The sequence below is a fragment of the Jongsikchunia kroppenstedtii DSM 45133 genome, assembly GCF_000380485.1.
GTDB lineage: Bacteria > Actinomycetota > Actinomycetes > Mycobacteriales > Mycobacteriaceae > Jongsikchunia > Jongsikchunia kroppenstedtii.
The window spans coordinates 39729-60818 of record NZ_AQYG01000044.1; the positions used below are offsets into that span (position 1 = coordinate 39729).

At 68.2% G+C, this 21090-nt stretch carries 22 protein-coding genes and 4 tRNA genes; 20 read left to right on the forward strand and 6 right to left on the reverse strand.

Features of this window, described 5'->3' with window-relative positions; genetic code table 11:
• Window positions 1–82 precede the first annotated feature (82 nt).
• On the reverse strand, window positions 83–697 hold the full coding sequence (locus G341_RS0107905) for a class I SAM-dependent methyltransferase (protein WP_018178584.1): 615 nt from the start codon (window positions 695–697) through the stop codon (window positions 83–85).
• 9 nt (window positions 698–706) lie between these two features.
• Window positions 707–1699: a helix-turn-helix transcriptional regulator gene (locus G341_RS0107910; protein WP_018178585.1), complete on the reverse strand. Its 993-nt coding sequence runs from the start codon at window positions 1697–1699 to the stop codon at window positions 707–709.
• 140 nt (window positions 1700–1839) lie between these two features.
• Here G341_RS0107910 and G341_RS21450 point away from each other — a divergent pair, with 140 nt between their 5' ends.
• The 3 genes from G341_RS21450 to G341_RS21455 all read left to right on the forward strand — a co-directional run bounded on the left by G341_RS21450 (window position 1840) and on the right by G341_RS21455 (window position 4796).
• A complete protein-coding gene (locus tag G341_RS21450; protein ID WP_018178586.1) occupies window positions 1840–3303 on the forward strand; it encodes an MFS transporter in 1464 nt (487 codons plus the stop codon).
• 131 nt (window positions 3304–3434) lie between these two features.
• Entirely contained in the window at window positions 3435–4121 is a 687-nt protein-coding gene (locus tag G341_RS0107920) for a PaaI family thioesterase (protein WP_026303397.1), read from the forward strand.
• A 3-nt stretch (window positions 4122–4124) separates the two neighbouring features.
• Complete coding sequence (locus G341_RS21455; RefSeq protein WP_018178588.1) at window positions 4125–4796, forward strand: PaaI family thioesterase; 672 nt, start codon at window positions 4125–4127, stop codon at window positions 4794–4796.
• A 63-nt stretch (window positions 4797–4859) separates the two neighbouring features.
• Here the strand turns inward: G341_RS21455 and G341_RS0107930 are convergent, their stop codons facing one another.
• Complete coding sequence (locus G341_RS0107930; protein ID WP_018178589.1) at window positions 4860–6104, reverse strand: saccharopine dehydrogenase family protein; 1245 nt, start codon at window positions 6102–6104, stop codon at window positions 4860–4862.
• A 100-nt stretch (window positions 6105–6204) separates the two neighbouring features.
• On the opposite strand from G341_RS0107930, the gene menD reads away from it, so the two are divergent.
• The 4 genes from menD (at window position 6205) to G341_RS0107950 (ending at window position 10558) form a co-directional block, all read left to right on the forward strand.
• Window positions 6205–7845 (forward strand): 2-succinyl-5-enolpyruvyl-6-hydroxy-3-cyclohexene-1-carboxylic-acid synthase, encoded by a 1641-nt coding sequence (gene menD / locus G341_RS0107935; protein ID WP_026303398.1) that lies wholly within the window; start codon window positions 6205–6207, stop codon window positions 7843–7845.
• Complete coding sequence (locus tag G341_RS0107940; protein WP_018178591.1) at window positions 7846–8817, forward strand: o-succinylbenzoate synthase; 972 nt, start codon at window positions 7846–7848, stop codon at window positions 8815–8817.
• Between the two features lie 39 nt (window positions 8818–8856).
• Entirely contained in the window at window positions 8857–9339 is a 483-nt protein-coding gene (locus G341_RS0107945; protein WP_043450994.1) for a DUF3592 domain-containing protein, read from the forward strand.
• Between the two features lie 67 nt (window positions 9340–9406).
• Window positions 9407–10558: a glycosyltransferase family 4 protein gene (locus G341_RS0107950; protein ID WP_018178593.1), complete on the forward strand. Its 1152-nt coding sequence runs from the start codon at window positions 9407–9409 to the stop codon at window positions 10556–10558.
• A 7-nt stretch (window positions 10559–10565) separates the two neighbouring features.
• Here the strand turns inward: G341_RS0107950 and G341_RS0107955 are convergent, their stop codons facing one another.
• A complete protein-coding gene (locus G341_RS0107955) occupies window positions 10566–11402 on the reverse strand; it encodes a shikimate 5-dehydrogenase (protein ID WP_018178594.1) in 837 nt (278 codons plus the stop codon).
• Window positions 11403–11466: 64 nt separating this feature from the next.
• Here G341_RS0107955 and G341_RS0107960 point away from each other — a divergent pair, with 64 nt between their 5' ends.
• A complete protein-coding gene (locus tag G341_RS0107960) occupies window positions 11467–12168 on the forward strand; it encodes a demethylmenaquinone methyltransferase (RefSeq protein WP_018178595.1) in 702 nt (233 codons plus the stop codon).
• Window positions 12169–12193: 25 nt separating this feature from the next.
• Here the strand turns inward: G341_RS0107960 and G341_RS0107965 are convergent, their stop codons facing one another.
• Window positions 12194–13480 carry a geranylgeranyl reductase family protein gene (locus G341_RS0107965; RefSeq protein WP_018178596.1) on the reverse strand — a complete coding sequence of 429 codons (1287 nt, stop codon included), beginning with the start codon at window positions 13478–13480 and terminating at the stop codon, window positions 12194–12196.
• Between the two features lie 98 nt (window positions 13481–13578).
• Here G341_RS0107965 and G341_RS0107970 point away from each other — a divergent pair, with 98 nt between their 5' ends.
• Window positions 13579–14598, forward strand: coding sequence for a polyprenyl synthetase family protein (locus tag G341_RS0107970; RefSeq protein WP_018178597.1), 1020 nt, complete (start codon window positions 13579–13581; stop codon window positions 14596–14598).
• A gap of 130 nt (window positions 14599–14728) precedes the next feature.
• Window positions 14729–15595: a zinc metalloprotease HtpX gene (gene htpX, locus G341_RS0107975; protein ID WP_018178598.1), complete on the forward strand. Its 867-nt coding sequence runs from the start codon at window positions 14729–14731 to the stop codon at window positions 15593–15595.
• Window positions 15596–15723: 128 nt separating this feature from the next.
• On the opposite strand, the gene G341_RS0107980 is transcribed toward htpX, so the two are convergent.
• Window positions 15724–16215: a YajQ family cyclic di-GMP-binding protein gene (locus tag G341_RS0107980; protein WP_018178599.1), complete on the reverse strand. Its 492-nt coding sequence runs from the start codon at window positions 16213–16215 to the stop codon at window positions 15724–15726.
• A 105-nt stretch (window positions 16216–16320) separates the two neighbouring features.
• On the opposite strand from G341_RS0107980, the gene G341_RS0107985 reads away from it, so the two are divergent.
• The 10 genes from G341_RS0107985 (at window position 16321) to rplA (ending at window position 21090) form a co-directional block, all read left to right on the forward strand.
• A tRNA-Tyr gene (locus G341_RS0107985) sits at window positions 16321–16404 on the forward strand.
• A 155-nt stretch (window positions 16405–16559) separates the two neighbouring features.
• A tRNA-Thr gene (locus tag G341_RS0107990) sits at window positions 16560–16632 on the forward strand.
• 71 nt (window positions 16633–16703) lie between these two features.
• Window positions 16704–16777 (forward strand) — tRNA-Met (locus tag G341_RS0107995).
• 133 nt (window positions 16778–16910) lie between these two features.
• Window positions 16911–17078: a 50S ribosomal protein L33 gene (gene rpmG / locus G341_RS0108000; protein WP_026303399.1), complete on the forward strand. Its 168-nt coding sequence runs from the start codon at window positions 16911–16913 to the stop codon at window positions 17076–17078.
• A gap of 11 nt (window positions 17079–17089) precedes the next feature.
• Window positions 17090–18190: a fused (3R)-hydroxyacyl-ACP dehydratase subunits HadA/HadB gene (locus tag G341_RS0108005; protein WP_018178601.1), complete on the forward strand. Its 1101-nt coding sequence runs from the start codon at window positions 17090–17092 to the stop codon at window positions 18188–18190.
• Between the two features lie 142 nt (window positions 18191–18332).
• Window positions 18333–18408 (forward strand) — tRNA-Trp (locus G341_RS0108010).
• Between the two features lie 60 nt (window positions 18409–18468).
• Window positions 18469–18918 (forward strand): preprotein translocase subunit SecE, encoded by a 450-nt coding sequence (secE, locus tag G341_RS0108015; protein ID WP_026303400.1) that lies wholly within the window; start codon window positions 18469–18471, stop codon window positions 18916–18918.
• Between the two features lie 53 nt (window positions 18919–18971).
• Window positions 18972–19748 carry a transcription termination/antitermination protein NusG gene (gene nusG, locus G341_RS0108020; protein WP_018178602.1) on the forward strand — a complete coding sequence of 259 codons (777 nt, stop codon included), beginning with the start codon at window positions 18972–18974 and terminating at the stop codon, window positions 19746–19748.
• 91 nt (window positions 19749–19839) lie between these two features.
• Window positions 19840–20271 (forward strand): 50S ribosomal protein L11, encoded by a 432-nt coding sequence (gene rplK, locus G341_RS0108025; protein ID WP_018178603.1) that lies wholly within the window; start codon window positions 19840–19842, stop codon window positions 20269–20271.
• 102 nt (window positions 20272–20373) lie between these two features.
• Window positions 20374–21090 carry a 50S ribosomal protein L1 gene (gene rplA, locus G341_RS0108030; protein ID WP_018178604.1) on the forward strand — a complete coding sequence of 239 codons (717 nt, stop codon included), beginning with the start codon at window positions 20374–20376 and terminating at the stop codon, window positions 21088–21090.

The following is a 21090-nucleotide window of genomic DNA, read 5'->3' on the forward strand; positions in this document are numbered from 1 at the left end:
TGAAAGCCTGGCGTATCCGGCGCGTGGAGGGCGATATGTCCTCGAGCGGCCGGATATGTCATGGTTCCAGCTGCCGAACCGGCTAGGGATTGCGGGCGTAGCCCATGGTGAACGCGCCCAATGTCTTGGGGCCCTTGGCATAGAACGAATCCGCGCCGACGATCTCCCAACCGGCCGCCGTCACGACCTCCCGCACATTCCGGGTCAGATGACAGCCGCCGCCGACCCGCTTCTGGATCGGCTCGAGGCGGCGCTGCCAGCGCTGGACCTTCGCGTCGGGGGCGCTGCCGTGTTCGAAGAACGCGAACGTGCCGCCGGGATTGACCACGCGGCGCAGTTCGGCGAGTGCGGCCGGCAGGTCGGGGATGGTGCAGAGGGTGAACGTCGAGAGGGCCGAATCAAAGGTGTTGTCAGGGAAGTCGAGTCGCTGACCGTCGAGGCCGGCGCGGGTGATCGGGGCCGCCGCGGCCGACACGCGTGTCGCGGCCCGCTGCCAGGCGACGTCGCTGGGCTCGATCGCGGTGACCGAGGTGACGCCGTCCGGATAGAGCGGCGCGTTGAAGCCGGAGCCGAAGCCGATCTCGATCACCGAACCTGTCAGCGGCTCGCACGCCGCCACCCGCAGCTTGTTCATCGCCTCCATGCCGCAGGTCTTCTCGATGATCCGCGGCAGCACCTGATCCTCGTACCAGCCCATGTCTCGACGCTAGCCGCTGTGCCCGTCCGCCGGGGCTGATCTGCCGGCGAGGTACAGCGCCCGCGAGTTGCGGGCCTCGCGGGTGCGCAGGGCTACCAGGATCTCCTCGGAGACCTCCAGGAATTCGTAGTCGGCGTCGAGGAACGCCAGCGTGTGAAAGATCCATGCCGGGTCGTCCTGGCGCATGGTCACCACCGCGCCCCCGGGATGCTCGGACACCTCGGCCCATCGCTGGATCTTCTTCTTGACCTCGTCAAAAGGCATGTGCACCAAGGCCGTTGCCTCATAGACCTGACGCACCCGGCGCAGGCTCTGCTGCACGTAGGCGGCCGGGTCGCCGCCGGGGATCTCGCGGGGGCGGAAGGAGCGTCGTCCGGGCTGCGGGTCGGTCAGCCGATCGAGCCGGAAGGTGCGCCAGTCCGCCCGATCGAGATCGAACGCGACCAGATACCACCGGCGCCCCAGCGGGACCAGCCGCAGCGGCTCGACGCGACGACGTTGACCGCCCGCCGTGCCGCCGGAGTAGCCGAAGGTCAGCTCGACCGTGTCGCGGCAAGCCAGCGCGACCGTCGTCAAGTGCTCGGCATCGATTGCGGGAGCGGCCATTCCGGGGACGGTGGCACTCATCGCCTGGACGGCCTCGGCGCGCCTGCGGAGTTTGCCGGGCAGCACCTGGGTCACCTTGGCCAGGGCGCGCACCGAACCGTCGGCCAGGCCGGCCGCGGCGCCGGACGCGGCGCTGCGCAGGGCCGCGACGATGGCCACGGCCTCTTCTTCGTCGACCACCAGCGGAGGCAACGAGCCGCCGGCCGAAAGCTGATAGCCGCCGCCGTTGCCGCGGACCGACTGCACCGGGTACCCCAGCGTGCGCAGCCGTTCGACGTCGCGGCGGACGGTGCGCTCGGTGGTGTCGAGCCGGTCGGCGAGTTCGGTGGCGCTCCACAGCCGATGCGCCTGGAGCAGCGCCAGCAGCTTCAGGGTGCGTTCGGTGGTATCGGCCATAAACACAGAGTCAACCACTATCCGGACAGAAATTGACCGGATAACTGCTTTGAGTAGCGGACAGATTCTGTCCACATGGAGTCATAACTTACTCACGTAGCCGGACCGATCCCCGGTCTGACCAGCGAAAGGGAGTCAGAATGTCTGCCACCGTCCTCGAGGCCGCGCCGCCGTCCTCGGCCGCCACGATCAGCGGGCGCGCCCGCACGATCGCGCTGATCTGCCTGCTCGCCGCGTCGTTCATGGAGTTGATGGACGCCACGGTCGTCAATGTCTCGTTGTCCACCATCCGGCATGACCTCGGCGCCTCGTCGGCGCAGATGCAGTGGGTCGTCGCCGGGTATCCGTTGGCCTTTGCCGTCTGTCTGATCATCGGCGCCCGGCTCGGCGATCGCTTCGGCCGGCGCCGCGTGTTCCTCGCCGGGCTGATCGGTTTCGGCCTGATGTCGCTCGCGTGCGGAATCGCCGCGAATCCGGAACAACTGGTGGCATTCCGGATCTTGCAGGGCGTCGCCGCGGCAGCGATGGTGCCGCAGGTGCTCACGAGCCTCCAGGTGATGTACCGGCCGGAGGAGCGCGGCACCGCGATGGGCGCCTTCACCGCGGTGATCGGGCTGGCTGCGGTCACCGGACCGGTCGTCGGCGCGCTGCTGACCCAGTGGGATCTGGGCGGCCTGCAGTGGCGGCCGATCTTCCTGGTCAACGTGCCGATCGCGGTGATCGCCGTCATCGCCGCCCGGGCTCTGGTCCCGGAGTCGCGCGCCGATCACCCCGCTCCGATCACCGGCGGTTCCGCCGGACTGCTCGGCGCCTCGCTGGGTGCGATCGTGCTACCGATCACCCTCGGGCCCGACAATGACTGGCCGGCTTGGGGTTTCGTGCTTGCGGCCGCCGGTGTCGTCGGGTTGATCGCCTTCGCCTACGCCCAGCTGCGCACCGAGCGCCGCGGCATCGAGGCCCTCGTGCCGCCGTCGCTGTTCGCGACGCCGTCGTTCAGCCGCGGCATCGTCGCCTTTCTCGCGCTGTCGATCCCGACCGGCGGCTTCTTCCTGATCCAGTCGATCCACGTGCAGGCGGCGCTGGGTTGGTCGGTGCTGCGCACCGGGCTCGCGTGGGTGCCGTTCTCGCTGGCGGTGCCGATCGCGGCCGGGCTGGCGGCGACCAAGCTGGCCGAGATCTGGGGCCGAAAGGTGCTGCAGGGCGGCGCGGCGATCTTCATCGCCGGCATCGGCACGATGATCGCCGCCGAGGGCACCGCCCAACCGGCGGTGTGGTTCGTGCCGGCCTATTTCCTCGCCGGACTCGGCTTCGGTGCGATCATCGGTGCGGCCGGGCTGCTGGTGCTCAAGGACGTTCCGGTGCGGTCGGCGGGTGCGGCGTCCGGTGTCTTCAATACGACGCAGGCGCTTTCGGTCGCGGTCGGTGCGGCGGTGTTCGGAACGCTGTACTCGGCGATCGGCAACCTGCATGACGCCTATGCGCTGTCGATGGCCGGGATGGCCGGCCTGGTTGCGCTCGGCGGCGTGCTGGCCGGGCTGATGCCGCGGATCGTGTCGACCGTCGCCCCGGTCGAACAGACCGAGGATGCGCTCGTCGTCGCCTAGTTGGTGACCGCCTTCGCAGCGCGGGGCCGCACCCGATACCGGGTGCGGCCCCGTTTCGCGTAGTTGCCGGATATCCCGGTGGCCGGTAGGCCGTGTGCCCGAACCCGGGCGTCGAACGATAACGTGTTCTCATGTCTGACCAGAGCGCCCAGATGGATCCCACTGCGCCGCCGAGCGCCGAGCACCACGAGGGCGGATTCCGGCCGATGATGGAGATGCTGGCCGAAGAGGAGGCCGCGGCGGGCAAGGGGCTGCGCGGCGGGGTGCACTATCCGGAGTTCATCGCCCAGACCCGGTTGGCGATGGACCGCGTGAAGGCCGCGTCGCCGACCGACGAGCAGGCGCTCGCCGCCATCGAAAAACTGAAGGAACTCAACGACATTCTGGCCGACGCCGAGGTCGATGAGTGGAGCGTGCCGTCCTGGCTCCGCCACGATCTGCCGGCGCGGGGCAACATCACCCTGCCGCCGTACCAGGTGACCGGCTTTTCCAACACCGACGGCGTTCGGGCCGATCTGACCTTTCCGCGCTACACGCTGGGCGGCAACGGTGCGGCGCACGGCGGACAGATCGCGCTGGTCTTCGACGACCTGCTCGGTATGACCGCGGCGCTGTCGACCGGACAGGTCACGCGCACCGCGTACATCACCATCAACTACCGGTCGGTCACCCCGATTCTGAAGCCACTCAAGGTGGCGACCTCGATCGACCGCATCGAGGGCCGCAAGGCCTTCGTGCGCGCGACCATGCATGACGGCGAGACGCTGTGCTGCGAGGCCGACGGCCTGTTCATCGCGCTGCGTCCCGGACAGGCTTAAGTCATGTCGGCGGATCCGGCGAATCACGTTTCCCTGCCCGAAGCCGCCACCCGGCTCGACGACGTCTACGCCCGGATGCTGCCGCATCTGGTGGACGCGCCCGACGGCGGACCGCGATATCCGGAGTTCCTGGATCGTGTCCGGGAGTTCATGGACCGGGCGAAGGCGGCCAACCCCTCTCCGGAGATCACCGACCGGGCGATCGAGATGCTCGAAGAGCTCAACGACCTGCTCGCCGGCGCCGAGGTGGCCGAGTGGGAGGTGCCGTCCTGGTCGCGCCGCGGCCTGGAATCGCGTGGCAGCATCACGGTGCCGCCGATCACGGTGACCGAGGTTGGCGACAACGAGATCACCGCGAGGGTCCGGATGAGTCGCTATCACCTCGGTGGCGGCGCCGCCGCGCATGGCGGTCAGATCGGTGTCGTCTTCGACTACGTACTTGCGGTCGCCGGACTGATCGCTTTCGAAAGCCCCATGCGCACTGCGTATTTGAACATCAACTACCGATCGCTGACGCCGCTGGACACCGATCTGGTGGCCACCGCGCGCATCGACCGGGTCGATGGCCGCAAGATCTACATCAGCGCCGAGCTGCGGGACGGCGATCGGCTGTGCGCCGATGCCGACTCGATGTTCCTCAAGCTGCAGCGGACCTTCGATGGCGAAGCCGGATAACTGTCAGAAATCTGGCGTCAGTCGACAATAAATGTCAGTAGTCGCCCCACAGCCACAGAAAAATCAGCCGCGCTGGTCGACCGTGATCTCGAATCCGGCCGCGCGCAGCCGATCGGCCAGCACGCCACCCATCGCGGCGGCCGGGGTGAGCACGCCGGTCAGCGTCGGTAACTTGTCGCGTTCGAGCGCCAGCGTCAGCGCCGACTCGCCGAGCATCACCGCGGTCGCCTTGTAGCCGGGATCGCCATCGGCCTTCATCCGTGAGCGGTAGCGCTTGCCGGTGCTGGTCCGGGTGTAGGTCTCGGTGATGAAAAAGCCCTTGTTGCGGGCCTTTTCGCTGGGCCCTTCGCCGGGCTTCGGGAGCAGCCGGTCGATCAGCGGCCGCAGCGGCTTGATCGCCATCGCGCCGAAGAACGCGCCCATACCGATCTGGACCCCGGCCGCGGCCAGCGCCGAGGTGATCGGGTTGTTGCCGACCCTCATCGCCTCGCCGTAGCGGAAGTCCTTGCCGTAGGCGTCATTCAGCAGCGCATTGGAGCGGCGCACGATCCGGGTGTTGTAGCTGGCCATGAAGAACGGGGCCAGCCGTCCGCGCAGCGATGGGTCGACGCTGGAGGCGCTGATGGTGGCAATGTCGCTGGGCTGCTTAATCCGCGGCGAGCTGCCCTGCGGCCCGGCGGTGAGAGCATCCGGGTTGATGAGCACCTTGCGTTCGTCCTTGTCGGCGGCCAGGTCGGCGATCACCCGCATGGAGTCGACCGTGCCGCCGGAGATGCCGCCGCTGAACTCGGTGAGGATCATCGTGGTGTCGGTGAGGTCGCCGGAGCCGTCCGCGGCGATCCGCTGATGCAGCACATAGGTGCCCAGATCCGAAGGGATGGAATCGAATCCGCAGGCGTGCACGATGCGGGCGCCGCTGCTGACGGCGGTGTCGTGATGCTTGTCGATGGACCGCCGGACGAACGGCACCTCGCCGGTCAGGTCGACATAGTCGGTGCCGGCGCTCGCGGCCGCGGCGACCAGGGCTTCCCCGTAACGAAGGTATGGGCCGACCGTGGTGCAGATGACCTGAGTGCGTGCCGCGAGCGCATCGAGGGAGGCCGGCGAATCGGCGTCGGCGATGATGAGCGGCCAGTCGTGCGCCGCCGCCGGTAGCTCGGCCCGGGTGGCGGCCAGCTTCGCCTCGTTGCGCCCGGCGAGCGCGATGGTGGTGCCCGTCGGAGCATGCTCGGCCAGATACTGAGCGGTCAGTTTGCCGACGAAACCGGTGGCGCCGAAGACTACGACGTCGAACTCGCGATTACCCATGGGCCGATTTTAGACCGCTAGTCAATAGACGGCCGCGTGCTGATTCCGGCCCGCAGGCGGGCGACCGTGCCCTGGGCGGGCTATGCAATAGCCTGGGCCGGTGAATCCTTCGACTCTGCAGGCGCGCGTGATCGTCGACGAGATGATCCGCTGCGGCGTGCGGGATGCGGTGCTTTGCCCCGGGTCGCGCAACGCGCCGTTGGCGTTCGCCCTGCATGCGGCCGACCGCGCGGGTCGGCTGCGGCTGCACGTGCGGATCGACGAGCGGTCCGCGGGGTTCCTGGCGTTGGGCCTCGCCGTCGGCTCCGGCCAGCCCGTGCCGATCGTCATGACCAGCGGCACGGCGGTCGCGAACATGAGTCCCGCGGTCTTCGAGGCGAATTACGCGCGCGTGCCACTCGTGGTGGTCAGCGCCAACCGCCCGTACGAGCTGCTGGGGTCGGGTGCCAATCAGACCATCGAGCAGTTCGGCATCTTCGGCACGCAGGTGCGGGCGGCGATCAGCCTCGGCCTGGCCGAACAGGATCTGGACACCAACAGTCAGTGGCGGTCGGCGGTCGGGCGTGTACTGGCGGCGGCGCGGGGCGCCCGCACCGGCAATGCCGGTCCGGTGCAGTTCGACATCCCGCTGCGCGAGCCGCTGGTGCCGGATGAAGATCATGCAGCCGACGAGGAGCTGGGCCGGTTCGCCGGTCGTCCCGGCGGATTGCCGTGGACGACGGCGCCAGTCGGCCGGCTGGACGTGCCGATCGATCTCGACCTGACCGAGAACACCGTCGTGGTGTCGGGGCATGGTGCCGGGGTGCGTCCCGAGCTGGCGGTACTGCCGACCGTTGCCGAGCCGACCGCCCCGCGGCCCGAGAACCCGCTGCATCCGCTGGTACTGCCGAAACTTCCTGTCCGTCAGGCGATCATCTGCGGTCGACCGACGCTGCACCGGCAGGTGTCGGCGTTGCTGGCCGACCCCGAGGTTCGCGTCTATGCGCTCACCACGGGCCCGCGCTGGCCCGATGTCTCCGGCAACGTGCTGGCCACCGGCACCCGGGCCGAGGTGTCCGGGGCGCCGGCCGAGGAGTGGTTGAAGGAGTGCGCCGCAGCTCAGCAGGCGGCGATCACGGCCGTCGACGCCGAACTCGACGGCGCCTGGCGGCCGACCGGCCTACATGTGGCGCGCACGGTGAGCGCGGCGATGCGCCCGGGCGAACAGCTGCTGGTGGGGGCGTCGAACCCGATCCGCGATGTGGCGCTGGCCGGACGGATCGGGCCGGACGTGCGCGTGCGGTCGAACCGCGGGGTGGCCGGGATCGACGGCAACGTGTCCACGGCGATCGGAGCGGCGCTCGCGCATACCGCGGGACGTACGGTCGCGCTGATGGGCGACCTGACCTTCGTGCACGACGCGACCGGCCTGCTGATCGGCCCGGCCGAGCCGCGGCCCGCATCGCTGACCATCGTGGTCGCCAATGACGACGGCGGCGGCATCTTCGGGCTGCTCGAACAGGGCGATCGACGATTCCGCGGACCCGAGTACGACGGCGCCTACGAGCGGGTGTTCGGCACACCGCACCGCGCCGACCTGGAGGCCCTGTGCGCCGGATTCGGGGCCACTCATCGCCGGGTCGAGCTCGCGGATCTCCCGGCGGCGCTGGCCGATTCGCCGGACGGCATCGAGGTCATCGAGGTGCCGACCGATCGTGAACGGCTACGCGATCTGCACGCCGCGATCCGGGCGCGGTTGTAGATGCCGCCGGTTCCCGCTGTCGCCGAACTGCTGGAATCAGCGGTCGTGGTCAGCCTGCCGATGCGGGTGCGGTTCCGCGGGCTGACGCGCCGCGAGGTCCTGCTGCTGCACGGGCCCGCCGGCTGGGGCGAGTTCGGCCCGTTCGTCGAATACCACGACGCCGAGGCGGCCTGGTGGCTGGCGTCGGCGATCGAGGCGGCCTACGAGGGCCCCCCGCCCGCTCGTCGCGACAGCGTGGAGATCAACGCGACGGTTCCCGCGGTCCCGGCCGACCAGGTGGCGCAGGTGCTCGGCCGATTCCCGGGCGCCCGCACCGCCAAGGTGAAGGTCGCCGAGCCGGGGCAGACGCTGGCCGACGACGCCGATCGCGTCGCCGCCGTGCGCGAGCTGATCGACGTGGTGCGGGTCGACGCGAACATGAATTGGTCGGTGCCCGAGGCGATTACGGCGATCAATGCGCTTGGCGAACTCGAATACGTCGAGCAGCCCTGTCGCACCATCGACGAACTGGCGCAGGTCCGGCGGGCCGTCGATACCCCGATCGCCGCCGACGAGAGCATCCGCAAGGCGGACGATCCGCTGCGGGTGATCGCCGCGGATGCGGCCGACGTCGCGATCCTCAAGGTGGCCCCGCTGGGCGGGATGCGCCGGGTGCTCGATCTGGCCGAACAGATCAGGCTGCCGGTGGTGGTCTCCAGCGCGCTCGATTCCGTCGTCGGCATCGCCGCCGGGGTGGCGACGGCGGTGGCCCTCCCCATCACGCCGCCCGCCTGCGGCCTGGGCACCGGCGGCTTCTTCGAGCGCGACGTCGCCGATCCGTTCGCGCCGGTCGACGGGCGCCTGGCGCCGCGGACGGTCGAGCTGCACGCCGACCTGCCGCTCGCCGACCCGGAGCGCACCCGCTGGTGGCGGGATCGGCTGGTGCGCTGTCACGCGCTGCTGGCGGCCGGGCACGCAGCTGCCAGCGGCTAGGCTGGTCCGGTTATGTCCTGGTACTCGCCCGTCACGCAGATGAGCCCCGTGACGCTGCGTCGTTGGCAGATCGGCCTGCTGGTGCTCGGCGTCTTCGTGACGCTGATGATGGCGGCGATGGTGGCCGGCTGCTATCGCAACGACGGGAAGATCAACGCGCACAAGGCGACGACCGTGGGCGATGTGGTGTCTGCGGGTACCACCAAGTCGGCGGTCAGTTTCACGACCCCCGACGGGCAGTTCCACAATCCGCGGCTGGGGATTCTCTATCCGGGCGGCCTGTCCGTGGGACAGCGGATCAGTATCGACTACGACGCGACCGATCCCGACCTGGTGCGGGTGACCGGCCGGGACGCGAGCCTCTCGATCATTCCGGCGATCTCGGTGGTCGGCTACACGTGGCTGGTGATCGTCGCGGTGATGGTGCTGTTGGCGCAGGTCACCCTTAAACACCGACGAGCAGGGCCGAACCGGCCGCCGGCCGCAAGCGTTCCGGGCAATTCGAGCACGACGGACAGTTAACCGGCAGTTCGCGGCGTCGATACCGACGGTCGACCGCCGGGACAGCTGCGCCGCAGACACTGAACGCATGCGAGTCGCAATCGTTGCCGAGAGCTTCCTCCCGCATGTCAACGGCGTCGTGAACTCCGTGCTCCGGGTGCTCGAACATTTCGAGCGCACCGGCCACGACGCGATCGTCATTGCCCCCGATACCCCGCGCCGGCAGCCGAGCGCACCGTCACACATCGGTCGCGTGCCGGTGAAGCTGGTGCCGTCGATCAACTTCCCCAAGGTCAGCTCGCTGCCGGTCGGCGTCCCGACGCCGACCATCTACCGTCAGCTCGGCGATTTCGAACCCGACGTGGTGCACCTGGCATCGCCGTTCGTGGTGGGCGGCGCGGGCATGCTGGCTGCCCGGCGACTCGGCATCCCGACGGTGGCGGTGTTCCAGACCGATGTCGCGGGTTTCGCCGCCAGCTACGGCATGAGCCTGGCGACCAAGGCCGCGTGGGCGTGGACGCGCGCCCTGCACACTGGCTGCGACCGCACCTTGGCGCCGTCGAGCGCCTCGGTGAATGCACTGCGGCAGAACGGAATTCCTCGAGTGCATCAGTGGGCACGAGGAGTGGATGCCGAACGCTTTCACCCGGAGCGCCGCGACGAGGGGTTGCGGCGGTCGTGGGATCGGAGCGGCCGCAAGGTGATCGTCGGCTACGTCGGCCGGTTGGCGCCGGAGAAGCATGTGGAGCGGCTGGTGTCGCTGTCCGGGCGTGCGGACGTGCAGCTGGTGATCGTCGGCGACGGGCCGGAACGGCGGGCGCTGGCCAAGGCGATGCCGGATGCGGTGTTCACCGGCGAGCTCGGCGGGCTGGAACTCGCGCGGGCGTACGCGAGCCTCGACGTCTTCGTCCACGCCGGCGAGCACGAGACGTTCTGCCAGGCGGTGCAGGAGGCGCTCGCCAGCGGTGTGCCGGTGATCGGGCCGGACGCCGGCGGGCCGCGCGACCTTATCGCACATTGCCGCACCGGCTATCTGCTTGGCGTCGAGAACTTTTCGGAACGACTTGTTGCCGCCGTCGAAACACTGTCGGATCCGACCGTGCGTGCCGAGTTCGGCGCGGCGGCGCGGCGCGGCGTCGCGCAGCGGACCTGGCCGGCCATCGTCGACCAGCTGATCGGGCATTACGACGCAGTCCTGGAGCGGGCCGACGGCACCGGCCGCTACCGGAGCCCGGCCTGACGCCGACTCAGCTCCGGGAGAATTCGGACGCCCGGCGCACCAGCTCCGGGTCGGGCACGACGCCGGTGTACAGCGCGAACTGTTCGGCCGCCTGCAGTGCGATCACCTCGGCGCCGGTGATGACCGGGACGCCGGCTTCCCGGGCCGCCCGAATGAGCGGGGTCTCGGCCGGCATCGCCACCACATCGAAAACCGTTGCTGCCGAACCGATCAGCTCGTCGGGGAACGGCACGTCGTTCTCGGCCGGCCCGCCTGACATCCCGATCGGCGTCACGTTGATCAGGACGCGGGCGGTCGACGGCGCGGCGGTGGCGTGGGTGAAGCCGTAGGCGGCGGCCAACGCGCCGCCGGTCTTGGCATTGCGGGCCACCACGGTCGCGTCGGCGAATCCATTGTCGCGTAACGCTGCGACGACCGCCTTCGCCATCCCGCCCGACCCGGTCACCGCCACCGGCAGCGCCCGATCGACCGCATGCGAGCGCAGCAGACTCGCGACCGCGGAGTAGTCGGTGTTGTAGGCGTGCAGCACCCCATCCTCGTTGACGATGGTGTTCACCGAATCGATTGCCGCGGCCGACGGCTCCAGCACGTCGATCAGCTCGATGACGTCCTCCTTGAACGGCATCGAGATCGCGCAGCCGCGGATGCCGAGCGCGCGGACACCGCCGATCGCCGCGGGCAGGTCGGTCGTGCTGAACGCTTTGTAGATGTAGTCCAGGCCGAGCTCGCGATAGAGGTAGTTGTGGAAGCGGGTGCCGATATTGCTCGGGCGACCGGACAGGGACATGCACAGCCGGGTCTCGCGGTTGGGCATCGAGATCTGTTCGTCCGGCGCACGAGTCATCGGCCCACCGTAACCGGGGGACAGCGTTCCCGGCGCCGTCAGCGCGCACGGTAGCGTTTGCCCCATGGCCAACGAAAGCGCGGCGTCGCGCGCTGACCTCGGTAAGGACCCTGCCGAGGTCGCGGGGATGTTCGACGGTGTCGCCCGCCGGTATGACATCACCAACACCGTGCTGTCGATGGGTCAGGACCGCCGTTGGCGCCGCCTCACCCGCGAACGCCTCGGCATCGGCCCGGGCGATGTGGTGCTCGACCTCGCCGCCGGCACCGCGGTGTCGACGGTCGAACTGGCACAATCCGGCGCGCGCTGCGTCGCCGCGGATTTCTCGCTCGGCATGCTGCGCGCCGGTGCCCGGCGGCGGGTGCCGAAGGTCGGCGCCGACGCGCTGGCGCTGCCGTTCGCCGATGCCGCCTTCGATGCCGCGACGATCTCGTTCGGGCTGCGCAACGTCAACGACGTCCCGCAAGCTCTGTCGGAGCTGCGTCGGGTGCTCAAACCCGGTGGGCGCCTGGTGATCTGTGAGTTCTCCGACCCGACGTGGCGGCCGTTCCGCACGCTGTACCTGGAGTACCTGATGAAGGCACTGCCCGCGGTGGCGCGCAAGGTCTCCAGCAATCCGGACGCGTACGTCTACCTCGCCGAGTCGATCCGCGCCTGGCCGAACCAGGAGGGGCTCGCGGCGCTGCTCAGTGACGCCGGATTCTCGTCGGTCGACTACCAGAACCTCACGGGCGGGATCGTCGCCCTACATCGAGGCATCGCCTGATCTGGCGCCAGCTGACTACCAGCTTCTACGTGAATGGTGGACGGGACTCGACCACCGTCGCCGCCCGGCCGATGGTCCGCCACGTGCGGGCGACCAGATCCTTGTCGTCCTCGGTCATCAGGTTGCCCATCACCCGCACCGCGACCGCCATCAGGGCATGCACCCGGATTCCCGGGCGGCCCAGTACCGGCACCGCCTTCGGCATCGTCAGGACGGTGGCGAACCGGCGCGCGGCCGCGAACGCGAGCCCGTAATGCTCGGTCAGCGTGGCCGGCCAGGCGCGGCTGAAGTCGCCGCCCTCGAGCGCTTCGATCGCCAGTCGACCGGTCTCGATGGCGTAGTCGATGCCCTCGCCGTTGAGCGGATTGACGCAGGCGGCGGCGTCGCCGATGAGCATCCAGTTGGGTCCGGCGACGCCGGACACCGCGCCGCCCATGGGGAGCAGTGCCGACGTGATTTCGGCTGGGGGAGTGGTCAATTCCCAGTCCTCGCGCCGCGATCGGTAATAGTGGCCGAGCACCGGCCGGAGCGCCAGGTCGGCCGGGCGGCGGGACGTGGCCAGCGTGCCGACGCCGATGTTCAGCCGGCCCACCCCGTCCGGCCCCGTGCCGAGCGGAAACAGCCAGCCGTAGCCCGCCAAGAGCTCCTGCTCGGGTCCGCGCAGCTCCAGATGCGACCCCATCCAGCGGTCGTCGCCGCGGCCGGATTCGCAGTAGGCGCGGGCCGCGACGCCGTAGGGCGTGTCGCGATGCCACGTGCGGCCGAGCGCCTTGCCGAGTGCGCTGCGCACACCGTCGGCCACGATCACCCGCTGTGGACGGATCGACCGGGCCCCGGAATCGGTGCGCAGGGTCACCGATTCGATTCCGGCCGAACCGATCTCGGCATCGACGGCCTTCGCGCCCTGCACCATCGTGACCCCCGATTCGACCGCGAGCCGGCGGATGCGGTCGTCGAGTTCGGTGCGCCGCACCGCGCTGCCGTACGGGGCGAAGCGACCGCGGGGCCAGGGAATCTGTGCGTGGCCGCCCCAGCCGTGCAGCGACAGGCCGTCGAGCCGGGGAGCCTCGTCGAGCCAGTCGCCCAGGCCGAGGCGCGCGAGTTCGGTGACCGCGCGCGGGGTCAGCCCGTCGCCGCAGGTTTTGTCCCGGGGAAACCGCGCGGCGTCGACGAGCACCACATCCAGCCCGGCGCGGGCGGCGTAGGTCGCGGCCGCGGCGCCGCCCGGGCCGGCTCCGACGACCAGCACGTCGGCGGTCGCCGGAATCGGCTCGCTCGGAACTGCGGGATCGGTGGGGGGCTCGGCGGGCACGCCCCGAGTATCGCTTATCGGCGTTTACCGTAGGCTCGGCACCCGAACGTACATGCGTGCTGAAAACGAGCGCAGGGCAGAAACGGAGCGCGTGGGCTGTGAAGACCACTTTCGCGGGGTTGCAGCTGGGTTCGGACGAGTTCGCCGCCGATCTGGCGAATTCGTTGTCCCAGGTCGAGGATCTGCTGCTGGGCGAGTTGTCGTCCGAAGAAGAGGTGTTGACCGAGGCGGCGAGCCATCTCGCGCGCGCCGGCGGTAAACGGTTCCGGCCGATGTTCGCGATCCTCGCGTCGCATTTCGGCCCGAATCCGCATGCCCCCGAGGTGATCACGTCGGCGACCGTGGTCGAGATGATCCACCTGGCCACGCTGTACCACGACGACGTCATGGACGAGGCCGACATGCGGCGCGGCGCCCCGAGCGCCAACTCGCGGTGGACCAACAGCATCGCGATCCTGTCGGGCGACTTCCTGTTCGCGCGGGCGTCGCGGCTGGTGTCGACGCTCGGCCCGGACGCCGTGCGGATCATCGCCGAGACGTTCGCTGAGCTGGTCACCGGCCAGATGCGCGAGACCGTCGGCGCCAAGAGCGGCGTCGACCCGGTCGACCATTACCTCAAGGTGATCTGGGAGAAGACTGCGTCGCTGATCGCGGCCAGCGCCCGTTTCGGCTCGATGGCCGCCGGCGCCGACACCGAGACGATCGAACGGCTCACCCGCATCGGCGACGCCATCGGCACCGCCTTCCAGATCTCCGACGACATCATCGACATCAGCTCGGTGACCGGCGATTCCGGCAAGACGCCCGGCACCGACCTGCGCGAAGGCGTGCACACCCTGCCGGTGCTGCATGCGCTGCGCGATTCAGGGCCGGAGGCGGACCGGCTGCGGGCATTGCTGCTGGAGGCCGACGGCGTCACTCGGCGGCCGCTGCATGAGGACGCCGAGGTGGCCGAGGCGCTGGCGCTGCTGGTGGCGTCCGACGGCATGGTCCGAGCCCGGGCCGACCTGCAGGGCTACGCCGATGCCGCGACCGCCGAGCTGGCTCAGCTGCCGACCGGCCCGGCGCACGACGCGCTGACCTCGCTGGTGGGCTTCACGGTCGACCGCATCGGCTGACGCCGCAGCGCTGTCGCATTTGTCGCATGTCCGGAACCTGCTCCGGCTCCTGTTCGTTGGACGTCTGTTCGTTGTTTCGCCCGATCGTCGTTCTGCGATGTCGGACGCATAAAAGGAGTAGGTAAGAGTCATGCATGGCCACAGCCATTTCAACGGACTGAAGACGGCGTTGCTGCTGGGCTTCATGTCCGCGTTGGTGATCGCGATCGGTGCGGCATTCCGCAGTCCCGTGATCCTGTTCGGCTCGATCGTCGTCGCGTTCGGCATGAACGCCTACTTCTATTTCAACAGCGCCAAGATGGCGCTCAAGGCGATGCATGCGCAGCCGGTCACGGAGGTGCAGGCGCCCGCGATGTACCGCATCGTGCGCGAGCTGGCCACCGCCGCCAAGCAGCCGATGCCGGCGCTCTACATCAGTCCGACCGAGGCGCCCAACGCCTTCGCCACGGGCCGCAATCCGCAGAATGCGGCGGTCTGCTGCACCCAGGGAATCCTGCAGCTGCTCGATGAGCGCGAGCTGAGGGCCGTACTGGGACATGAGCTTTCGCACGTGTACAACCGCGACATCCTGATCAGCTCGATCGCCGGGGCGATGGCGGCTGCGGTGAGCGCGATCGCCAATATCGCGATGTACGCCAGCATGTTCAGCGGCCGCCGTGAGGACGGCCCGAACCCGCTCGTGGCGATCCTGATCATGATGGTCGCCCCGGTGGCGGCCGGCGTCGTCAAGATGGCCGTGTCGCGTTCGCGAGAGTTCCAGGCCGACCAGTCCGGCGCTGAGCTGACCGGCGATCCGCTGGCCCTGGCATCCGCGCTGCGCAAGATCTCGGGCGGCATTCAGGCCGCTCCGCTGCCGCCCAACCCGGATCTGGCCGCGCAGTCGCACCTGATGATCGAGAGCCCGTTCCGGGCCGGCGAGCGCATCGGCCGGATGTTCTCGACCCACCCGCCCACGGAGGAGCGGATCCGTCGCCTCGAGGAGATGGCCCGCGGCTGAGCCATCTTCCGTCACCTACTGCGAAATCCGCGCCAGCTTCGTGGATCCGCGCCGGATGCAGCTGGCGCGGATCCACACAAGTGGCGCGGATTTGTGTTTCGGGGCGGCGGCGTCGGTGGTCGCGTCGACTAGCGGTAGTTGACGAACTGGAGCGCTATATCGAGGTCGCTGCCCTTGAGCAGGGCGATGACCGCCTGCAGGTCGTCGCGCTTCTTGGATGAGACGCGCAGCTCCTCGCCCTGGATCTGCGCCTTCACGCCCTTGGGGCCTTCGTCGCGGATGATCTTGGAGATCTTTTTGGCGTTTTCTGAGGTGATGCCCTGCACCAGGTTGCCGGAGACCTTGTACTCCTTGCCGGAAGCGGCGATCTCGCCCGCGTCGAAGGCCTTCAGCGAGATATCGCGCCGGATCAGCTTCTCCTTGAAGACCTCCAGGCCCGCCTGCGCACGCTCCTCGGCGGAGGACGTGATGACGATCGTCTCCTCGCCGGACCACTTGATGGTGGTGTCGGTGCCGCGGAAGTCGTACCGCTGCGAGAGCTCCTTGGCCGCCTGGTTGAGGGCGTTGTCGACCTCCTGGCGGTCGACCTTGCTCACGATGTCGAACGATGAATCAGCCATGGCCCCAACCCTAATGCGGACGGGGCCGCGGCGGAGGAGCACTCGGTTTGCATTCGCAATGGGGTCTGGTTGTATCCTCAGTCCCGCGCTGTTCACGCAGCACCCGGCAGATTGCCCGAGCGGCCAAAGGGAGCGGACTGTAAATCCGTCGCGCAAGCTACGTAGGTTCGAATCCTACATCTGCCACCACCCCAACAGCCCCTCCGAACCGGAGGGGCTGTTGCGGTTTCAGGAGCTGTTCGCCCGGTTTCGGGTGTGCGTCGATCAGGCGATTTGGTGCGATAGCGACGGCGTGTGTAACCTCTGTAAGGCCTTCGGGCCGCTGGTGACGGCGGTCCGGACCCGCCCCCTTAGCTCAGTCGGCAGAGCGTTTCCATGGTAAGGAAAAGGTCAACGGTTCGATTCCGTTAGGGGGCTCGTTTGGTGCCCTGATCGGGTTGGTGGCGCAGTCGGGTAGGCCGCGTTCGCCCGATTTCGGACCCCAACATGGCGGTGTAGCTCAGCTGGTTAGAGCGCACGACTCATAATCGTGAGGTCGGGGGATCGAGCCCCCCCACCGCTACAGATGGGACGCTCGGCGCCCGGGTAGGCCGGCGGCCGGGTCGGGTGTGGTTGTCCCGACAAAGGGGTCACCCACCGGGCCCGAGAACTGCAAGACGCGCCCCGTCCTGCAAGACACGAAAGTAGGCAACAAAGTGGCTTCTTCAACCGATGTGCGGCCGAAGATCACCCTGGCGTGCGAGGTGTGCAAGCACCGCAACTACATCACCAAGAAGAACCGGCGTAATGACCCGGACCGGCTGGAGCTGAACAAGTTCTGCCCGAACTGCGGCAAGCACACGGCGCACAAAGAGTCGCGCTGACTCCGTCGCCTGTGAACGATCCTGAGGTCGAAGCGCGCCTGGAGGCGTTGCGCAACGGTGAGAAGCTGACGCCCGAGGAGATCTCCAAGCACACCGAAGCGATGGTGGGCTATCACTACACGGTCGACGACTACTACGAGGTCGGTCGCGAGAAGATCCGTGAGTTCTCCCGTGCGGTGCAGAACTATCATCCGGTCCACTGGAACGAGGACGAGGCCCGCAAGGCCGGCCATCCGAGTCTGATCGCTCCGCTGACGTTCGTCGGACTGCTGGGGCTGATCGCCCAGCGCCGCCTGTTCGAGGACGTCGTGCAGGGCTACGACCTGTCCCAGATCCTGCAGTCCGAGCAGCGGCTGGTCTTCCACCGGCCGATCCGTGTCGGTGATCAGCTGGTCTGCGACGTCTCGCTGGACTCCTACCGCCGGATGGGCGGGGTCGACCTGATGGTCACCAAGAACATCATCCGCAACTTCGACGACGGCGAGCTGGTCCAGACCACCTGGACATCGCTGGCCGGTCGCAGCACGGGCGAACTCGATCCCGGGCTGATGGACATGGTCCATCACGTGATGATGGCCGAGGGCGGCCGTCCGACGCCGAATCGCACGGTCGGCGACGGCACCACGGCGACGGCCGGCAACGTGGACGAGCTCGGTGCCCCGGACAGCGCGCAGAACCCGCAGGCGTGGAGCGCCCGCAACTTCGACGAGCTGTCGGTGGGCGACGCTCTCGAGACGCGGACGGTGAAGCTCACCCGCGGAAACCTGGTCAACTACGCCGGAGTCGTCGGCGACCCGAACCCGATCCACTTCAGCTCGGAGTTGGCCAAGCTGGCCAAACTCGATGACGTGGTGGCCCACGGGATGCTCACGATGGGTATCGCGGGCGGGGCCATCGGCGACTTCGTGGGCGACCCGGGCGCCGTCTTCGAGTACAACGTGCGCTTCACCAGTCCGGTCTATGTGCCGGCGACCGAGTACGCCGAGATCGAGGTCTCGGGCAAGATCAAGTCGCTCGATTCGGCGAGTCGTACCGGCGAGATCGCGATCACCGTCAAGCAGGGCGATCGCAAGATATTCGGCCGCGCGACGGCCAGGGTCAAGTTCAACTGACCCGCCCTCGCGGCCGGTTGGTAATTGTTACGGCTCGTGCCGTACACTTGGGACTTGCGCGCCGCCCTTGAGGGTGGCGCGTTGGTTTTGTCACCGGTTTGACGCAGCACTCCCGCCGCGGACGACCACCGACGGAACCCAGAGGGGCGTAGCTCAACTGGCAGAGCAGCGGTCTCCAAAACCGCAGGTTGCAGGTTCAAGTCCTGTCGCCCCTGCCACCGGACCCGGTGGCGTCGGCAGGCTCGGAATTATCCGGGCCGGCAAACGAGAGGATCGAGTTGAGCAAGCGCGACCGTGCGGCGAAGGCGAAGGCCAACGGGTCGTCGGACGCCGACGACTTCAACATCGACGACGAGATCTTGGGCGACGAGGCCGAGCTCGAAGGTGCACTCAGCGATGACAAGGACCTCTCGACCAAGCCGGCGCGGCCGAGCGGAAAGCGTGCAGCGCGTGGGGGACGCAGCACGCTGACCACCGAGCCTGCGGTCGGTGCCGACAAGGCGAAGAAGAACAAGGGCAAGCAGTCGGAGGGCCGCCCGAATCCGTTCATGCGGATCTGGGCCTTCCTGCTCGAGGTGCTCGGTGAGCTGAAGAAGGTCATCTGGCCCACCCGCAAAGAGATGATCCAGTACACCATCGTCGTGTTGGTGTTCATGATCATCGTGACCGCATTAGTCGCGGGCCTGGATGTCGGGTTCGCCAAGCTCGTGCTCTGGCTGTTCGGCTAGCGCGCAATGACACGCGTACCGGACAGGACCGTGAGTAGGACAGGAAGGTTGCAGTGAGCACCCCCGAGAACGAGACGGCCGCCGTCGAGCAGGACGAGACCACCGACGTGGCCGCCGAGGTCGATACCGACACCGCGGCCCAGGACGAGGCTGCGGTCGACGAGGCTGCGGCCGACGCGGCCGACGCCGCGGAGGAGGACGCCGAGGTTGATCCGGCCGAGGAGCTCAAGCGCAAGCTGAAGGGCGCCGCCGGCGACTGGTACGTCATCCACTCGTACGCCGGTTACGAGAACAAGGTGAAGGCCAACCTCGAGACCCGTGTGCAGAACCTCGATGTCGGCGACTACATCTTCCAGGTGGAGGTCCCGACCGAAGAGGTCACCGAGATCAAGAACGGCCAGCCCAAGAAGGTCAACCGCAAGGTGCTGCCGGGCTACATCCTGGTGCGCATGGATCTGAACGACGAGTCGTGGGGCGCCGTGCGAAACACCCCGGGCGTCACCGGATTCGTCGGAGCCACCAGCCGGCCCTCGCCGCTGAGCCTGGACGACGTCCTCAAGTTCCTGCTGCCGCGGACCGAGAAGAAGAAGGCCACCGCCAAGGCTGCGGGCGCCGAGGCCGGCGTCGACGTGGCGGCCTCAGTGGCGCCGATCGTCGAGGTCGACTTCGAGGTCGGCGAGTCGGTCACCGTTATGGACGGCCCGTTCGCCACGCTGCCCGCGTCGATCAGCGAGGTCAACGCCGAGCAGCGCAAGGTCAAGGTGCTCGTGTCGATCTTCGGCCGCGAGACGCCGGTCGAGCTGGCCTTCGACCAGGTCGAGAAGATCTGACAAATACTTTCGCGCCGGCTACAGCGCGATAGGCGAGAAGCCGTGCCTGTCACGGATTCTCGTATGACAGGAATACAACCAAGGAAGCAAGATGCCACCCAAGAAGAAGAAGATCGCCGGCATCATCAAGCTCCAGATCCAGGCCGGGCAGGCCAACCCTGCTCCGCCCGTGGGTCCGGCGCTTGGTCAGCACGGCGTGAACATCATGGAGTTCTGCAAGGCGTACAACGCCGCGACCGAGAGTCAGCGTGGAAACGTGATCCCGGTCGAGATCTTCGTGTACGAAGACCGCTCCTTCGACTTCAAGTTGAAGACCCCGCCCGCCGCGAAGCTGCTGCTGAAGGCCGCCGGCCTGCAGAAGGGCTCGGGCGAGCCGCACAAGAACAAGGTCGGCAAGGTTTCGATGGACCAGGTCCGGGAGATCGCCAAGACCAAGCAGGAAGACCTGAACGCCAACGACATCGAGGCTGCGGCCAAGATCATCGCCGGCACGGCCCGGTCGATGGGCATCACCGTCGAGTGAGCTTGCGACCTCGCAAGATCACCACGGGCAATCAGTAATACGCGTGGGAGGGCCCGCTTGGCCCGCAACCACCAATCTGCGTAAGCAGAGAAGGAAAGAGCAATGAGCAAGAAAAGCAAGGCATACTCGGCAGCCGCCGAGTTGGTCGACAAGTCGAAGCTGTACAGCCCGCTCGAGGCTGCCAAGCTCGCCAAGGAGACCGCTTCCAAGAAATACGACGCCACCGTTGAGGTAGCCATCCGGTTGGGCGTCGACCCCCGTAAGGCGGACCAGATGGTCCGCGGCACGGTCAACCTGCCGCACGGTACGGGTAAGACCGCCCGTGTCATCGTCTTCGCCGCCGGCGACAAGGCCAATGAGGCCCTCGCCGCCGGCGCCGACGAGGTGGGCGCCGAGGATCTGATCGAGAAGATCCAGGGCGGCTGGCTCGAGTTCGACGCCGCGATCGCGACGCCGGACCAGATGGCCAAGGTCGGTCGGATCGCTCGCGTCCTGGGCCCGCGTGGCCTGATGCCGAACCCGAAGACCGGCACTGTCACCACCGATGTCACCAAGGCTGTCAACGACATCAAGGGCGGAAAGATCAACTTCCGCATCGACAAGGCCTCGAACCTGCACTTCGTGATCGGCAAGGCGTCGTTCGAGCCGGCTCAGCTGGCCGAGAACTACGGTGCCGCCCTCGATGAGGTGCTGCGCGCCAAGCCGTCGGCCGCCAAGGGCCGGTACCTGAAGAAGGTCACCGTCTCGACGACGACCGGCCCGGGCATCCCGGTTGACCCCGCGGTCACCCGCAACTTCGCGGAGGAGCCGCAGGCCTGA